The organism is Acrocarpospora sp. B8E8, from assembly GCF_039871605.1.
Lineage (GTDB): Bacteria > Actinomycetota > Actinomycetes > Streptosporangiales > Streptosporangiaceae > Acrocarpospora > Acrocarpospora macrocephala.
Map to the genome: position 1 here is coordinate 1 of NZ_JBDPLV010000009.1, position 18,340 is coordinate 18,340.

The 18,340-nt window shown below is 73.1% G+C and carries 3 protein-coding genes (1 of these 3 cut by a window edge); all 3 read right to left on the reverse strand.

The window, feature by feature from the left end; translation table 11 throughout:
• Window positions 1-3,005: amino acid adenylation domain-containing protein (locus ABGB08_RS10505; protein WP_347588858.1), on the reverse strand; the 3,005-nt coding region annotated here is incomplete at its 3' end.
• Window positions 3,002-13,099: an amino acid adenylation domain-containing protein gene (locus ABGB08_RS10510; RefSeq protein ID WP_347588860.1), complete on the reverse strand. Its 10,098-nt coding sequence runs from the start codon at window positions 13,097-13,099 to the stop codon at window positions 3,002-3,004. The genes ABGB08_RS10510 and ABGB08_RS10505, both read right to left, overlap by 4 nt.
• Window positions 13,096-18,340, reverse strand: partial view of an amino acid adenylation domain-containing protein gene (locus tag ABGB08_RS10515; protein WP_347588862.1) — the 3' portion only. It continues 1,631 nt past the right edge of the window; 5,245 of the gene's 6,876 nt are visible here — the last part of the coding sequence; its start codon lies off the right edge, out of view; its stop codon occupies window positions 13,096-13,098. The genes ABGB08_RS10510 and ABGB08_RS10515 overlap by 4 nt, the downstream gene beginning before the upstream one ends.

Here is an 18,340-nt window from a genome sequence, read left to right on the forward strand (position 1 = left end):
CCGGTGGTGGCAGTGCCGGTGGTGGCAGTGCCGGTGGTGGCAGTGCCGGTGGTGGCAGTGCCGGTGGTGGCAGTGCCGGTGGTGGCAGTGCCGGTGGTGGCAGTGCCGGTGGTGGCAGTGCCGGTGGGCACGGCGTATCCGGCCAGGCGGGGTGCGCCGGGTTGCCCGTGCGCGACGACGACCGCGTCCCGCACGCCGGGGTGGGCGCGCAGCACGGCGGCGATCTCGCCGGGCTCGATCCGGTGGCCGCGGATCTTGACCTGGTCGTCGGCGCGGCCGTGGAACTCCACCTCGCCGGTCGCGGTACGGCGGGCGAGGTCGCCGGTGCGGTACAAGCGCCCCCCTCCCGCGGCGGGGATGAACCGCTCGGCGGTCAGGCCGGGGCGGCCGAGGTACCCGCGTGCCAGCCCCGGGCCGCCGACGTGGAGTTCCCCGATGACGCCGTCGGGCACCGGCCGCAGCTCGGCGTCCAGGATGAGCGCGGTCACCCCGGCCATCGGCAGCCCGATCGGCACGGTGCCGTCCGCGGGTTCCTCGCCGGGCGGCACGAGGTGGGCGAAGCAGGAGACCGTGGTCTCGGTCGGGCCGTAGGAGTTGATCAGGGGGGTGGCGGGGGCGAGTGCCCGCCATCGGCGTACCAGCTCGGCGGGGAGGGCCTGCCCGGCCACCACCAGCAGGCCGCTGAGCCCCGCCGCCTGCTCGGCGGTGAGCTGGTGGGTGAGCAGTTCCAGGTGCGCCGGGGTCATCTTGGCGAACGTGTACGGCGCGGACGCGGCCAGGGCCTTGCCGAGGTCGGCCAGGTCCAGGCCCTCCGGCAGCAGCCGCAGCGTGCGCCCGGACATCAGCGGCTGGAACAGCGCGGGCACCACGAGGTCAAAGGCCGCCGAGGAGAACAACGGCACCTCGCCGGGGCCGTGCGGGTATCCGGCGGTTGAGGCGATATATCCGGCCAGAGAACGCTGGCTGACCAGCACCCCCTTGGGGCCTCCCGTCGATCCCGAGGTGAAGATGACATACGCCAGCTGGTCCGGGTCGGTCGCGCGCGCGGGAGCAGTTGCGGGAAGGTCGCCAAGGCGATCCACCCGGACCACGTCAACGCCCTCCGGCACCACACCTAACGGCACGGTGTCCCCCGGCACTTTGCCCTTCAGTGCCGTGTCTTCCAGCGCCACGCCCTTCAGTGCCGTGTCTTCCAGCGCCACGCCTTCCAGCGCCACGCCTTCCAGCGCCGTGCCGTCAGGCACCACGCCGTCAGGTCCTGGCGCGGCTAGGAGGATGCGGGCGCCGGCGTTGGATAGCAGCTGGGCCAGGCGGGCGGGCGGGGTGGCGAGGTCCAGGGGGAGGTAGGCCGCGCCGGCCTTCCATACGCCCAGGAGGGCGGGCATCAGGTGCTCGCCCCTCGGGACGCGTACGCCGATGACGCTCTCCGGGCCCGCGCCCCGCTCTCGCAGGAGGTGAGCGATGCCGTTCGCGCGGGCGTCCAGTTCGGCGTAGGTGAGGCGGACGCCGCCGGTCGCGACCGCCACCGCGTCGGGCGTGGCGCGCGCCTGGGCCTCGAAGGAGTCCAGGACCAGGGGCGCTTCCACGGCTGGCGGGCCGGTCAGGACCGTGCCGGTCTCCTGCATGCCGGCGAGGGCCACGAGGGTGTCCTGGTCGGCGGCGAACAGGTCGAGCAGCCGTACATACCGGGCGGCCAGGCCCTCGATCGTGGCCCGGTCGAAGATGGCGGTGGCGAACTCCAGGCGGCCCAGCAGCGAGCCGTCGGTCACGTCCTCGACGTAGCAGGAGAGGTCGAACTTGGCCGCCGGGGAGTCGGGCACGACCTGGGTGGCCGCGAGTTCGTCCAGGTCGACGCGGAGGGAGTCGTCGGTCTGGGAGCCGAACATGACGTCGAACAGCGGCATCCTGGACGGGTCCCGCTCGGCTTGGAGCTCCTCTACCAGGCGCTCGAACGGAAGGTCCTGGTTGTCCAGCGCGCCGAGCATCGAACCCCGGACGATCTCGACCAGCTCGGCGAAACTCGCGTCGTGGCCCCACCGCGACCGGATCACCAGCGTGTTGACCAGGAATCCCACCATCCGGTCCACTTCCGGCCGGGTACGGCCGCAGACGGCGGTGCCCACCACGACATCCCTGGTGCCGCAGTGCCGGCCCAGCAATGCCTGGAAGGCGGCCAGCAGAACCATGAACAGGGTGGCCTCGTGCTCCTTGCCGAGCTCGCGCAGGCGTTCCGCGACCGTGGCGGGCACCCGGAACGGCACCGTGCCGCCGGTTCCGCCGCGCGCCTGCGGGCGGGGCCGGTCCAGCGGCAGCCGCATCCGGGGCAGGTCCTCGAGCTGCTCGCGCCAGTAGCCGAGGATGCGCTCGCGCAGCTCGCCGGTCAGGCGGTCGCGCTGCCAGACGGCGTAGTCGGCGTACTGCACCGGGAGCGGCGGCAGCTCCGCCTCGCCACCTCCGGCGTAGGCGGCGTAGAGGGTGCCGAACTCCTCGCCCAGGACGCCGTTGGACCAGGCGTCGCAGGCGATGTGGTGCAGCACCACGACCAGCAGGTGGTCGCCCTCGGGCAGCCGGGCCAGCCGCACCCGGACCGGCCACTGGGTGGCCAGGGCGAACGGCGTCTCCGAGACCTCGGCGGCCCACAGCAGGGCGTCGTCGGTGGACAGCTCGCGGAACTCGAAGTCGATCGGTCCTGGCTCGTCGACGACCTGCATGGGCTCCTCGTCCACCAGGACGTAGCGAGTGCGCAGCACCTCGTGGCGGGCCACCAGCGCCTCCCAGGCCCGGCGGGTCAGGCCGGGGTCGAGGGACGGGGGCATGCGCATCACGGTGGGCACCAGATAGTCGGCCCCCATCGAGCCGATGCGATCCAGCACCCACAGCCGTCGCTGCCCGAACGACAGCGGCAGCGGTCCGCCGCGTGGCACGCGCGGAATCGTGGCCCGCCGCCCGGCGCCCGCCCCGGCCAGCCGTCGCTGGATCATCTCCTCGCGGTCGGCGTCTGTCATGTCCGCCTGCCTTCCTGGGTACGCGCGTCGGCCGCGACCTCCGCGTCGGTGAGCCGGGCCACTTCGGCGCGGATCTCCGCTTCGATCGCCTGCCCGAGCCCGGCGACCGTGGGCCGTTCAAAGAGCGTCCGGAACGCCAGGTCCACCTCGAAAACCTCCTGGATTCGCGCGATCAACCGGACGGCCAGGATCGAATGGCCACCGAGCTGGAAGAAGTCGTCATGAGCGCCCACCCGGTCCAGGCCGAGCAACTCGGCCCACATCTCGGAGAGCAGCCGCTCGGCGGGAGTGGCCGGTTCCTGATAGACGGCCCCCGCCGACGGCTCGGGAAGCGCCGCCCGATCAACCTTGCCGTTGGGAGTCAACGGCACCGCATCGATCCCAACGACCCGCCAGGGCACCATGGGCTCCGGCAACCGCTGCCTCAGCCACTCCAACAGAGCCGCTTCCCCGACCGCCCCAGCCCTCCCGGCCGCGGCGGCCACCCCGGCCACCCCAAAACTCCCGGTCGCGGTGGCCTTCCCAGTCGCTGTGGTTCCCCCGGCCGCTTTAAAACTCGCGGTCGCGGTCGCCGTCCCGTTCCCTGTGGCTTCCTCGGCCGCCCCCGAATTCGCGGTCGCAGGCTCCGCCCCATTCCCTGTCGCTTCCTCGGCCGCCCCAAAACTCGCAGTCGAGATGGCCTTCCCAGTCGCTGTGGCCTTCTCGGCAGCCCCGGACCTTCCGGTCGCGGCGGCCTTCCCGGACGCCACCGTGTAGCCGATCAGCTTGCCGTTCGTTACCACGACGATCGCCTCCGCGACGTCGGGGTGAGCGGCCAGGGTGGCGGCGACCTCGCCGGGCTCGACGCGGTGGCCGCGGATCTTGACCTGGTCGTCCAGGCGGCCGAGCAGGTCGAGGTCACCTTCGGCCGTCATTCGCCCGAGGTCGCCCGAGCGGTACATGCGGGAACCCGGAGGGCCGTAGGGGTCGGGCACGAACCGTTCGGCTGTCAGCGCGGGACGGCCCCGGTAGCCGCGGGCGACGCCCGAGCCGCCGATCATTACCTCGCCGGGTACGCCGCCGGGGCACAGGTCCAGCCATGGGTCGTAGACCCGCACCGAGGCGCCAGGCAGGCGCCGCCCGACGGGCATCGCCGCGCCCGGCGATCGGGTCGCGTACACCGTGCACGCGACGGTGGTCTCGGTCGGGCCGTACTCGTTGACGAGGGTAGAGCCCGGCGCGGCGGCCAGCCAGCGGGCGGCGAGACCGGCGGTGAGGGCCTCGCCGCCGACGACCAGGACGCCGGTCCTGGGGAGGCGGCCCGACGGGGAGGAGAGCACGGCTTCCAGGTGTCCCGGGGTCAGCTTCACGAACCCGTAAGGGCCCGCGTCGGCGATCATCCTGCCCAGGGCGGCCGGGTCCAGGCCGGGCGGGAGCAGCCGGACCTCGCCTCCGGCCAGCAGCGGCGCGAACAGCGCGGTCACCGCCATGTCGTACGCGGCCGAGGACAAAACGGCCGAGCCTCCTGCGGCGTCGTAGCGCTCGGCGGCGTCCCGCAGGTAGCAGGCCAGCGACCGGTGGCTGACCTCAACGCCCTTGGGGTGGCCTGTCGAGCCCGAGGTGTAGATCACGTACGCGAGCGTGTCCGGATCCACCACGACCGGCTCCGCCAAGGGCTCAGACCCGCATTCCCCGATTGCGAACACGGGGAGCCCGGCCGCCGGGGCTGCAGATAGCAGCGCGGCCTCCCCCAAAATCGGGTCCACCAAGGCTGACTCCGCAGAGGCCGGGTCCGCCGAAGCCGAGCCCACCGAAGCCGAGTTCACCGAGGAGCTCACCGCAGCCGGGCCCGAAGCCGCGTTCACCACAGCAGTGCCTAGCGAAGCCGGGTCCGCCGCAGCCGAGTCCGCCCAGGCCGGGTTCGCCGCAGCCGGGTTCGCCGAGGAGTTCGCCGAGACCGGGTTCGAGGTGATGAGGGCGACCGCGTTGGCGTCGGCGAGCAGGGATGACCGGCGGGGGGCGGGCCAGGAGGGGTCCAGTGGGAGGTAGGCGGCTCCGGCGTACCAGATGCCGAGGAGGGCTGTCAGCAGGTCGGGGCTGCGGTCGAGGCAGACGCCGACGACGCTGTCGGGGGTGGTTCCGAGGCGACGGAGTCTGCTTGCCACGCGTCTCGCGCGCAGGTCCAGTTCGCGGTAGGACAGGGTCGTGCTGGAACCGGTCACGGCGGGGGCGTCGGGTGTGGCCGCGGCCTGGGCGGCGATGCTTTGAGGTACCGGGCGGGACCACACCGGCGGAGCGGTCGCCAGTTGAGGTGCGGGCGCGAGTGCGCCGAGATCGGACAGGCGTGCGCCCGGGGTGGCGGTGATCAGGTCGAGCAGGCGGAGGAAACGCGCGCTCAGCTGTTCGATCGTGGTGCGGTCGAACAAGGCGGTGGCGTAACTGAACAGGCCGGATAGCGTGCCGTCTGGGTGGTCGTCCAGGTGCAGGTCGAGGTCGAACTTGGTGACCGTGCCGTCGAGGACGACGGGGGTCGCGCCGGGGGTGCCGGTCCAGGTGTCGTGTTCCATGGCGAACATCACGTCGAAGAGCGGGTGCCGGGACAGGTCCCGGTCGGTGGCCAGTTCCTCGACGAGGGTTTCGAACGGTACGTCCTGGTGTTGGAGGGCGTCGGTCACCGTGCGGCGGGCGGCCGCCAGCAGGTCGGTGAAGGCGGGGTCGCCGGACAGGTCGCCCCGGAGGACGAGTGTGTTGACCGTGCAGCCGACCAGTCCGGCCAGGTCGGGGTGGTCCCGGCCGGCGACGGGTGTGCCGACCGCGATGTCCCGGGCTCCGCTCTGGCGGGCCAGCAGCACCTGGAAGGCGGTGAGGAGCGTGACGAACAGGGTCGTGCCCTGCTCGCGGGCGAGCTCCCGCAGCGCCCGCGCGGTCGGCTCGGGCACGTGGAAGCCGACTCCGTCCCCGGCCCAGTCCCGTACGCGCGGCCGAGGGCGGTCCAGCGCGAGCGGCAGCGTCTCCAGCCGGGCCAGGCGCTCGCGCCAGTAGCCGAGCGAGGCCGTACCCGCCTGTGCGGCCTGCCAGGCGGTGTAGTCGCCGTACTGGAGGCGGGGCGCGGGCAGGTCCTCCGCGTCCTGGTAGAGGGTGGTGAACTCGCTGGTCAGCAGGCCGGTGGACCAGCCGTCGCAGGCGATGTGGTGCAGGACGGCGACCATCAGGCAGTCCTCGCCCGGGGTGCGGAGCAGCAGCACCCTGATCGGCCACTCCCCGGCCAGGTCGAAGGGCCGCCGCGCCGCCGCCGTCGCCAGCCGCAACGCGTCATCCTCATCGGCCGCGTCGGCGGTCTCGAAGGGGACGGGTCCGGCGGGGTCGACTACCTGGCGGGGTTCACCGTCGGCCGTCACGTAGCGGGTGCGCAGGATCTCGTGGCGGGCCACGATCCGCGACCAGGCCGCGCGGACGGCCTCCGCGTCGATCGGCCCGGACAGCCGGACCGCCATCGGGACCAGGTATTCGGGGCTGTCCGGGGTGAGCCGGTCCAGCACCCACAACCGCCGTTGCGCGGGCGAAAGGGGCATCGGGAGGTTGCGGTCGGCGAGCGGAATCGCAGAGGTGCCATCAGGGGCTGGAGTCGACAGGCTTGCGATGATTCTGGCGACGCCTTCGACGGTGGGGTGGTCGAAGACGGCGCGCATCGGGATGGCCACGCCGAAGGTTTCCCGGAGGCGGGCGATCATGCGGACCACCAGGATGGAGTGGCCGCCGAGCCTGAAGAAGTCGTCGGTGAGGCCGGGCTGGACGCCGAGCATCTCCGCCCAGATCTCGGCCGTGCGCAGCTCGACCGGGGTGCGCGGCGCGCGGCGGGCGACGTCCGGTTCCTCCGGTTCGGGCAGAGCCTTGCGGTCGACCTTGCCATTGGCGTTGAGCGGGATCGCGTCGATCCGGGCGAAACGGGCGGGCACCAGGTAGTCCGGCAGCCGCTCCCCGCACCAGGCTGCCAGGTCAGGACGGCCGTCCCCGGTGCGCTCAGTTACCGCGGGCACCCAGTACGCGACCAGTGTCTCGCCCTTCGCCAGGACGAGAGCCTCGCGTACCTCAGGATGGGCCGTCAGCACGGCTTGGATCTCCCCCGGTTCGATGCGGTACGCGCGAATCTTGATCTGGTCGTCGGTACGCCCAAGGAAGTCCACGTCACCGCCGGGACGAACCCGGCCGAGGTCGCCCGTCCGGTAGAGGCGCGACCCCGCACGGCCGTACGGGTCGGGTACGAACCGCTCCGCCGTGCGGGACGGCATGCGGTTGTAGCCGCGGGCGACGCCGTCCCCGCCGATGTAGATCTCCCCGATCACCCCGACCGGGACCGGCTCGAGCCAGGCGTCCAGGACGTACATCGTGGTGTTGGGGATCGGGCGGCCGATCGGCACCAGGTCGCCGTCCACCGGGCCGGCCACGGTGTAGGTGCTGTTGGCGACGGAGATCTCGGTGGGGCCGTACTCGTTGAGCAGCCGGGTGGCGCCGGCCTTGGCCGTCCAGCGGTCCAGCACGCCGGCCGGGAAGGCGTCCGCGCCGACCGCCAGCAGTTCGGCGAGCCCGGCGGCCCGGGCGGGGTCGAGCTGGTGGGTGAGCAGTTCCAGGTGGCCGGGGGTGAGCTTGACGAAGCTGTAGGGGGCGGCGTCGGCGAGCAGCCCGCCCAGCGCGCCGGGCTCGGGGTCGGGTGGCAGCAGGTGCACCCGCTGGCCCAGCATCAGCGGGGTGAACAGGTTGGGCACCACCATGTCGAACGCGATCGAGGAGAACAGCGGTGCGCCGCCGCAGCCGTGGGCGGCGTAGCCTTCCACCGCCCACCACAGGTAGTTGGCCAGGCCCCGATGCCCGATCAGGACGCCTTTGGGGCGGCCGGTGGAACCCGAGGTGTAGATCACGTACGCGAGACCGTCCAGGTCGGCCTCGACGGGCGGGCGGCCGGTGGGGAGGTCGTCCCAGTCGGGCGCGCTGACCAGCGTGCCGTCCCAGCCCGCCGCCCGCAGCGCAGCGCCGTACGCCGGTTCGGCGATCAGGATCCTGGCCCCCGCGTCGGCCAGCAGCGCGGCCTGGCGCTCGGCCGGGTGGGCGGGCTCCAGCGGGGTGTAGGCGGCGCCCGCCTTCCACACCCCGAGCAGCGCGGGCAGCAGGTCGTGACCCCGGTCCAGGCAGACGCCGACGACCGACTCGGGCCCCGCGCCGAGGTCGCGCAGCAGCCACGCGGCCTGGTTGGCGCGCGCGTCGAGCTGCGCGTAGGTGCGGCGGGAGCCGTCCCAGGCGGAGACGGCGAGCGTGTCGGGCAGCAGGCGGGCCGTCTCCTCGATCACCTCCAGGGCGCTGACCTCGGGCCGGATCAGCGCGGTGGCGTTCCACTCGCCGAGCAGCCGGTCCCGCTCGCCGTCCGGCAGGCGGGCCGCGAGGGCGTCGCCGTCCGGGTCGGCCGCCATCGCGGTCAGCACCGCCTCGTACATCCCGGCCAGCCGCCCGGCGCCGGCCCGGCCGAGTACCTCGGGGCGTGAGGTCAGCGTCAGCAGGCCCGCCAGGACGGTCACCGACAGCGGGAACTCGTTCGGGCTGAGGTCGATGCTGCCGGGCAGGTCCACCAGACCGGTGTCGACGACGGTGAAGTCCAGATAATTGAAGTAGACCTCGACCAGCTGCCGCCCGCCCGCCAGCTCGCGCTGGATCGCGGGCAGGGGGAAGCGCCGGTGCGGCCACATCGCGGTCTCGGCGGCGAACACCTGCCGCGTCAGCTCGCGCCAGGTCGCCGCGCCGGGCCGGTGCGGGAACGGGACGGTGTTGATGAACATCCCGTAGACGCGGTCGGCGTCCAGCACCTCGGGCCGGGTGTCGCAGACCAGCCCGGTGTGGACGGCGTCCTCGTGGGTGAGCTGGGACAGCACCTTCAGGTGTGCGGCCAGCAGCACGCTCTTGAGTGGCGTCCCTGCCTCCGCCGCCAGCCGGGCCAGCCCGGCGTGCAGCGCGTAGAGCGGCACGGCCACCTGGTACGGCTCCCGCCCGCCCGCCGGGTCGGCCCAGGCGGCGGGTACGGCCAGCCGGGCGTGCTCGCGTACGACGCCGGTCCAGTACGCCCGCGCGTCCGGATCCGCCAGGGTGGCGCGCTCGGCGGCCACGAAGTCGGCGTACCGGAACTCCGGCGTCGCGCGCGGCGGCACGGGCAGGCCGTCGCGCAGCGCGCGGTAGCAGTCGAGGAGCTCCATCAGCAAGGAGTGGTAGCTCCAGCCTTCCAGGATGGCGTGGCATTCGGTCATCGACAGCCGCCAGACGCCGTCGGTGAGGCGGTGCGCGGAGACGCGCAGCAGCGGCGGGGCCGCGAGGTCGAACAGCGCCTGGCGTTCCCCGGCGAGGAAGGCCGCGATCCTGGCGTCCTGGTCCGGGTCGCCGCGCAGGTCGTGGACGCCGACGGGCATGTCGGCGTGGTCGTGGACGAGCTGGAGCGGCTCGGCGTACCCGGTGAGGTCGATGGAGGTGCGCAGCACCTCGTGCCTGGCCACGACGATCGCGGCGGCCTCCCGGAGGGCCGGCGCGGAGAAGGGGACCTCGTCGCGCAGGCTGAAGCTGGTGACGTTGTGGTAGTTGCGGACGTCCGGGTCGGCGAGCATCTCGTAGACCATTCCGGCCTGGACTCGCGACAGCGGGTAGGCGTCGGTCACGCCCGGGGGGAGGCGTTCGCGGTCGGCGGCGGAGATGAGGCTGAACGGGGCGATCGGGGTGAAGGCGTCGGGGGCGTGGCGTCCGGCGGTGTGCGCGGCGAGACCGGCGACGGTGCGGTGCTCGAACACGTCCCGGACCGCGACGTCGAAGCCTTCGGCCCGCAGCGCTCCGGCGAGCGCGACCGCGCGCAGGGAGTCGCCGCCGAGGTCGAAGAAGTCGTCCCCGGTGCCCACCGTGTCGCGCCTGAGGACGTCCTGCCAGACCGCGGCCATGCGGCGCTCGGCAGGGGTGGCGGGTGCGACGAATCCGTCCTCACGGTCGCCGCCGGGTGGCGGTAGCTCCGCCACGGCGAGCTTGCCGGTGGAGGTGAGGGGCAGGGCGTCCAAGAACACCACGGCCGAGGGCACCATGTACGGCGGGAGGGTTCCGCGCAGGAACTCGCGCACCCCGGCTGCGGTGGCGGCCCTCAGCCCGGCGGCGGCTTCCGGTCCGGCGGGGACGGCGTAGGCGACCAGGCGGCGGGCGCCGGGAGTGTCCTCGCGGGCGACCACGGCCGCGTCCGCGACGCCGGGGCAGGTCAGCAGGGCGGCCCGGATCTCGCCGGGCTCCACCCGGTAGCCCCTGATCTTCACCTGGTGGTCGGTGCGGCCGAGGAACTCCAGGTCACCGGCGTGCGTCCAGCGGGCCAGGTCGCCGGTGCGGTAGAGGCGGGCGCCCGCCGGGCCGTACGGGTCGGGGAGGAAGCGGGAGGCGGTGAGTCCCGGCCTGCCGAGGTAGCCCCGGGCCACCCCGGCCCCGCCCACGTAGAGCTCGCCCGCCACGCCGGGCGGGGCCAAGTCGCCGAACGCGTCCACGACGTAAGCGCGCAGGTCGGCCAAGGGCCGCCCGATCGGGCTGCCGGTCAGGCCGGAGGTGACGGTCTGGTGGGTGACGTGGACGGTGGTCTCGGTGATCCCGTACATGTTGACGAACTCGACGCCCGGCCAGTCGGGCAGGGCGGCCACGTCCAGGCGCTCGCCGCCGAAGACGACCAGGCGCGGCCGGTGGGCGGCGGCGCGGGCGAGCGCGGCGAAGGCCGACGGGGTCTGGTTGAGCACGGTGACCCGCTCGGCGGCCAGCAGCGCGGCGAACGCCTCCGGCTCGCGGGCGACGGCGTGCGGCACGACGACCAGCCGCCCGCCGTGAGCGAGGGCGCCCCACATCTCCCACACCGAGAAGTCGAAGGCGAAGGAGTGGAACATCGTCCAGACGTCACCGGGGCCGAAGCGGAACCGCTCCCGATCGGCGGTGAACAGCCGGGCCAGGTTGGCGTGCGTCACGAGCACACCCTTGGGCCGCCCGGTGGAGCCCGAGGTGTAGATCACGTACGCCAGCCGGTCGTGCTCGCCCCACGGTTCCGGATCACGGTCGTACCCACCCAGACCGACGCCTTGATCGAGGCGCCGATCCACGCCCACACGAAGACTCTGATCGTGTTGATTTACGCCCAGACCGACGCCCTGATCGGCATGCTGATCGTCGAAGCTCTGATCGAGCCGGAGTTGGCGGCCTGGGACCAGATGCGCGTGGGCCTCCGCCGTGACGACCAGGTCGATCCCCGCGTCGGCCACGATGAGGCGTAGCCGGTCGGCCGGGTAGGCCGGGTCGAGCGGGACGTAGGCGCCGCCGGACTTGGCCACCGCGAGCAGGGCCACCACCAGGTCCGCGCCCCGGTCCAGGCAGACGCCGACCCGCGTCTCGGGGCGCACGCCCTCGGCGCGCAGGCGGTGCGCCAGGCGGTTGGCGCGGGTGTTCAGCTCGCCGTAGGTCAGCCGGTCGGTCCCGGCGACCAGCGCGACCCGGCCGGGTGCCCGGCGGGCGTGCTCCTCAAAGCGGCTCACCACGTCGGGGGTGCGATCCTCGGCGGGCGCGCCGCTCCAGCGCAGCAGTTCGGCCCGGCTCGGCTCGTCCAGGATGGGCAGCTCGCTCAGCCGGGCCAGCGGGGCGGCGGCGACCGCGCCGAGCAGGCGGGTGAAGCGGCGGGCGAAACCTTCGGCGGTGGCGGCGTCGAACAGGGCGGTGGCGTACTCGACCGCCCCGAGCAGGGAGCCGTCCCGGCGGCGGTGCAGGGTGAGCTGGAGGTCGAACTTGGCGGTCACCGAGGCCACCGCGACCGGCTCGGGGCCCGCGTGGCGCCCGCCATTCTCGTGGACTTCCCTGCCGCCTTCCTCGTGTGCTTCCTCGTAGGCGAAGACGTGCTGGAACACCGGATTGCGGGACAGGTCGCGGTCCGCGCCGAGCGCGTCCACCAGGCGCTCGAAGGGGAGCTCCTGGTGGGCGAACGCGCCGAGCGCCGTCTCCCTGACCCGGTCCAGGAGTTCGGCGAAGGCCGGGTCGCCGCCCAGGTCGGCGCGCAGCGCCAGCAGGTTGACGAAGGAGCCGACCACGCCGTCCAGGTCCGGCCGGGTCCTGCCCGTGACGGGGGTTCCCGCCACGACGTCCCGCTGTCCCGCGTACCGGCCCAGGAGCAGGAGGAACACGGTGAGCATCGTCATGTACGGCGTCGCGCCGCGGACCCGCCCCGCCGCGGTGGCCGCTTCGGCGACCGCGGCGGGGACCTCGAAGACGGTCATCGCGCCCGCGGCGTCGCGGCGGGCGGGCCTGGGCCGGTCCGCCGGCAGGTCCACCGGGGTGAGGTCGGCGAGTCTGGCCCGCCAGTAGTCCAGATCGCGGCCTTCGGCGGGACGCGCGGCCTGCCAGGCGGCGAAGTCGGCGTACTGGACGGCGGGAGGGGGCGGCAGCGGCGTACCGGCCAGGAGCGCGGCCAGTTCCCTGCCGAGGATGCCCAGCGACCACCCGTCGCAGGCGATGTGGTGAACGGTCAGCGCCAGCAGCGGCCCGTCCGGCGCGGGCCGCCGCAGCAGCAGCGCCCGCCACGGCCGTTCGGCCAGGTCGAACCCGCGCCAGACCTCCTTGCCGATCGCCTCGCTCACGTCCTCGCCGTCCAGATCGGCGCAGCTCAGTTCGACCGGGGCGGGCGGGTCGATCACCTGGCGGGGTTCGCCGTCGGCCAGCACGTAGCGGGTGCGCAGGATCTCGTGGCGGGCCACCAGCGCGGACAGGGCGCGGCGTACGGTATCGGGGTCCTGGTGGGCGTGGAGGCGCAGGACGAGCGGGACCGCGTACTCGCCGGTGCCAGGGGAGAGCCAGTCCAGGAACCAGAGGCGGCGCTGCGCGGGTGACAGCGGCAGGGGCAGGGCGCGGTCCGCGCGGGGCAGCGTGCGCCCGCTGCGCTGGGTCCCGCCGAGGCGGCGTTCCAGCAGCTCACGACGGAGGGCGGCCGAACGCGAAACGCCTCGCGCCTCGGATGCGTCCCGTATGTCAGATATGTCGCGTGTGCCAGTTGCGTCCCGCGTAGCAGGTACGTCGCGTGCGTCGTGGGTCATCGCGGCCCTCCTCGGGAGAGCAGCCGCTCCACCTCGGCGTCGGAAAGTCCCTCGATCTGTGCCGTCATCTCGTCCTCGACGGCCCGCGCCAGGCGGGCCACCGTGGTGGCTTCGAACAGCACGCGCAGCGGCAGGTCCACGTCGAACTCCTCGATCAGACGATGGTGCACGCGGAGCGCGAGCAGCGAGTGGCCGCCCAGCGCGAAGAAGTCCTGGTGAATGCCGGGTTCGACGCCCAGCAGCCCGGCCCAGATGGCGGCGACCAGCTTCTCCGCGGCGGTACCGGGCGGTTCGTCGCCCTCGGGCTGGATCGTCCCGGCGGATGGCAGAGCGCGGCGGTCGAGCTTGCCGTTGGGGCCGAGCGGGAGCTGGTCGATGCGAATCCAGGTGGCGGGCACCTGGTAGGCGGGCAACCGCCGCCCGCAGTACCGGATCAGGTCATCGTCGGCCGGCGGTTCGCCGGCCCTGGGCACGTAGTAGGCGATCAGACGGTCCCGCTCGGCCACGACCACGGCCTCGCGAACGGCGGGGTGAGTGGCGGCGACCGCCGCGATCTCGGCCGGTTCGATCCGGAACCCGCGGATCTTGATCTGGTCGTCGGCGCGGCCGAGGAACTCCAGGTCTCCCTGGGGGGTCCAGCGCACGATGTCACCGGTGCGATAGAGCCGTTCGCCGGGGCAGCCGGGGTCAGGCACGAAACGTTCGGCGGTCAGCCCCGGCCGGTTCACGTATCCGCGCGCGGTTCCCGCCCCTCCGGCCAGCAGCTCGCCCGGCACACCGACGGGGACCGGCTCGCCATCGCCGTCCACCACCAAGGCGCGCATGTTGTCGATCGGTACGCCGATGGGGACCGGATCGCGGTCGGCGGTCTGATGAAAGGTGACGTCCACAGCGAGTTCGGTGGGGCCATAGAGGTTGTGCAGCCGCGCCGAACTCGCTTCCCGGAAGCGGCGCACGGTGGCGGCGGTGAGCGCCTCGCCACTGCAGAACACCTCCCTGACTCCGCCCGGCAGACGGGCTTCCACGTCGAGGAAGGCGTCCAGCATCGACGGAACGAAATGCAGGTGGGTGACCCGCTCCTCCTCCGCCAAGGCGGCCAGCCCGCGCGCGTCCCGGTGCAACCCCGGCGGGGCAGTCACGAGTGCGGCTCCGGTGATGAGCGGCCAGAAGAACTCCCAAACCGAGACATCAAAGGTGAACGGGGTCTTCTGCAACACCCGATCCCCCGGCCCCAGCCTGTAGGCCCGCTGCATCCACCGCATCCGATTCACGATCGCGCCGTGCTCCACCATCACCCCCTTGGGAGTCCCGGTGGACCCGGAGGTGTAGATGACGTACGCGAGATCCCGAGCATCCGTCTCCGGCAGGCCGCCGGCCTTGTCGATCCGCTGGTCTTGGGGATCGGGAGTGGGTACGGCCGAGAGCAGCAGGTCGGGCCGGTCGAACTGCTGGTCTTCGAGATCAAGGGTGGGAACAGCCGAGGGAAGCCGATCCGGCCGGTCAAACTGCTGATCTTCGAGATCGAGGGTGGGTACGGCTAAGGGCAGCAGGTCGGGCCGGTCGATCCGCTGGTCTTCGGGATCGAGGGTGGGAACAGCTGGAGGCAGCCGGTCGGGCCGGTCTGTGATGACGGCGGCCGCGCTGGTGTCGGCGATCAGCCAGGCCAGTCGCTCGTGGGGGTCCTCAGGGTCGAGAGGGAGGTAGGCGGCTCCGGCTTTGAGCACGGCAAGCAGGGCGACCACCAGGCTGGGGCCACGCTCCAGGCAGACTCCGGCTATCTCGCCCCTGCCAACCCCGGCCGCGCGCAACCGCGCCGCCAACCTGGTCGCCCGCGCGTCCAGCTCGGCGTAAGTGATCGAGCCGGTGGGGGCGAAGACTGCGACGGCGGCCGGGGTGGCGCGGGTCTGGGCGGCCACGAGCTCGTGCAGGCAGGCGGGCGGGTCCTGGACTGCGGGTCCGCTCCCCCACTCGGCCAAAGACCGCCGCTCCTCCGGCCCGAGGATGGCCAGCCGGGAGATCGGCACCTCGCCAGTCGCGTCGGTCGCGTCGGTCGCGTCGGTCGCGTCGGTCGCGTCGGTCGCGTCGAGATGGCCGGTGAGAGCATCGAGGAGCAGGGTGAAGCGGTCGGCGAAACGCTGGATCGTCGCCCGGTCGAATAGCGCGGTGGCGTACTCGAACCGGCAGGCCAGGGTTCCGTCCGGACGCAAGCGCAGCATCAGGGTGAGGTCGGCTTTCGCGGTCTGCCAGGCCGACAGCGCGTCGTCGCCGGTGTCCGTGCCGGGGTCGTCGCCGGTCTGGAGGTCGAACAGAACGCCCACCAGGGGCGTACGGGACAGGTCCCGCTCGGGCCGCAGCTCGTCCACCAGCCGCTCGAAGGGGAGGTCCCGGTGCGCGAACGCCTCAAGGGCGACGGTTCTGACCCGCTCCAGCAGCTCGGGAAACGCCGGATCGCCGCCGAGGTCGGCGCGCAGCACGAGCGTGTTGACGAAGAATCCGGCCATGTCGTCGAGCTCGGGCCGGTCGCGTCCGTCCACGGGCACGCCGACGGCCAGGTCGGTACGGCCGGTGTGCCGGGCCAGGAACACGTAGAACGCCGCCAGCAGCGTCATGAACGGCGTCGCTCCAGAGCGCCGCCCACGCTCGACCAGATCCCCGGCCGCGACCTCAAAGCCGAACATCGCCCCGCGGGGATCACGCACAGCGGGCCTGAGCCGATCCCCAGGCAGATCGAATGCCTCAACCCCGGCCAGCCGCTCCCGCCAGAACGCGATCAGCCCCGCCAGCCGCTCCCCATCAAGCACCCGCCGCTGCCAGTCGGCGAAGTCCGCGTATCCCAACCGGCCGGAATCGCGGGCGAGAACGCCAAGCCCACCGACTCCCTCACCTGCCGCGACCTCACCAGAACCACGGCCAAGAAGGCCGGACCCGCCAACCCCCTCACCCCTCCTCACGACCTCGCCCAAATCACGAGCAAGAACGCCAGACCCACCAGGTCCCTCACCTGTCGTGATCTTTCTTGGATCGCGGGTGAGGAGGTCTGGGTCCTGGAGGTCGCGGGCGAGGATGGTCAGGGTTCGGGCGTCGCAGGCGATGTGGTGGATGGTCAGGGCGAGGAGGTTCTCGTCGTCGGGTAGGTGGATCAGGAGGGCTCGCCAGACTGGGCCGGTGGCGAGGTCGAAGCCGTTCGCCAGGAGTCCCGCCATCAGGTCGGCGACTTCTGCGGCCGATTCGGCGGACGCCTCGGTCAGTGGGACCTCGGTGTGGGCGTCGGCGATCGCTTGTGGTTCGCCCTCGGTCGCGATGTAGCGGGTGCGCAGCACGTCGTGGCGGTGGGCAAGGGCCGCCAGCCGGGGGCGTTCCTGGCCGGGGGCGGGGATGATGAGGGGCACCACGTACTCGGGGCTGCCGGGGGTGAGCCGGTCCAGGAACCATAGGCGGCGCTGGCCGAAGGAGAGCGGGCCGGGGCCGGTGGAGGTGCGGGGGGTCAGCGGGGGCGGTGCTGCGGCGGCGGGGCCTTCCAGGTAGCGGGCCTGCGCGCGGACGGTGGTGGCGGCGAACAGTTCGGGGAGGTCCACCTCGCGGCCGGTGGCCTCGCGCAGGCGTGCCGCCAGCCTGGCGACCAGCAGCGAGTGCCCGCCGAGCTGGAAGAAGTCGTCCTCGGCGGCGGGGGAGACGTCCAGGAGGCCCTGCCAGACCTCGGCGACCAGCCGTTCTGTGGCCGTACGCGGAGGGGTGGCCGTTTCCTGCGGGAGTGGAAGCGGGAGCGCGGCCAGAGCGGCCCGGTCGATCTTGCCGCTGGTCGTCAGGGGGAAGTCGGCCACTTCGACGAGGACCGAGGGGATGAGCGGGTCCGGCAGGCGGGAGCGCAGGTCCTCGCGGAGCGCGGCGGGCGTGACCGGCGTGCGGGTGGTGAGGTGGGCGACGAGCCGGGCCGGCCCGGACGGCAGGCGGTGGGCGCTCACGACGGCCCCGCGCACGGCAGGGTGGGCGAGCAGCGCGGCCTCCACCTCGCCGGGCTCCACCCGGACACCGTTGATCTTGATTTGGTGGTCGGTCCGGCCGAGGAACTCCAGCGTTCCGGCACCGGTCCAGCGGGCGACGTCGCCTGTGCGGTAGAGGCGTTCGCCCGGCCGGAAAGGATCAGGCACGAACCGTTCGGCTGTCAGGCCGGGACGTCCCGCGTAGCCGCGCGCGAGGCCGACTCCCCCGGCGTACAGCTCCCCGGGGACTCCGACCGGGGCGCGCGCTCCGTCGGCGAGGACGAGGACGCGCAGGTTCTCGATCGGCGTGCCGATGGGCACGGCGCCTTGCTCGGCGCCGACCGGGTGGCAGGTGACGTCGATGGAGCACTCGGTCGGGCCGTAGGTGTTGTGGATCTGCGCCCGGGTCAGCGCCTGTACCCGCGCGCACAGGTCGGCGTGCAGGGCCTCGCCCGCGCAGAAGAGCAGTCGCAGCGCGCCGCATCGCTCCCAGCCGGGCTCCTCGACCAGCAGCCGCAGCAGCGCGGGCACCACCTGCAGCACGGTCACGCCGTGGTCGCCGACGGCGCGCACCAGGGCGGCGGGGTCGCGCTCCGCGCCGTCCGCCGCGAGGACCACCGTCGCACCGCTGACCAGGGGCGCGAAGAACTCCCACCCGGCCGCGTCGAACGTGAGCGGCGTCTTCTGCAACACCCGGTCGCCGGCACCGAGACCGTGCTCCCGCACGGTCCACAGGACCCGGTTGGCGATACCGGCGTGGGTGATGACGACACCCTTGGGACGGCCGGTCGAACCGGAGGTGTGCATCACGTAGGCGGCGTTGCCGGGGTGGACCTCAGGCGGGTCGAACGCACCAGTCCCGCTGACGCCGGTGACCTCGGTGGCCTCAATGGCGTTGGTGCACTCGGTGACGTCGCCCATGTCGCCGATGTCGTTGATTTCGTCGATCAGGACGAGGTGGCGCCCGCGTGCTGGAATCCGGTCCGCGAGGTCGCGGGAAGTGACCACCACGTCCACCCCAGCGAGCACCGTGTCCATCCAGGCAGCGGGGTGGCCGGGATCAACCGGCAGGTACGCGCCACCCGCCTTCCAGATCGCGAGCAGCGCGGCGGGCAACCGGGGCCCGCGGCGCAGACACACCGCGACCGGCGTCTCCGGGCCGACGCCAGCCGCGCACAACCGGTGGGCGAGGTCGCCGGCGTCGGCTTCCAGCTCCGCGTAGGTCAGCTCGCGCCCGCCGCCCACTACGGCCACCGCGCCG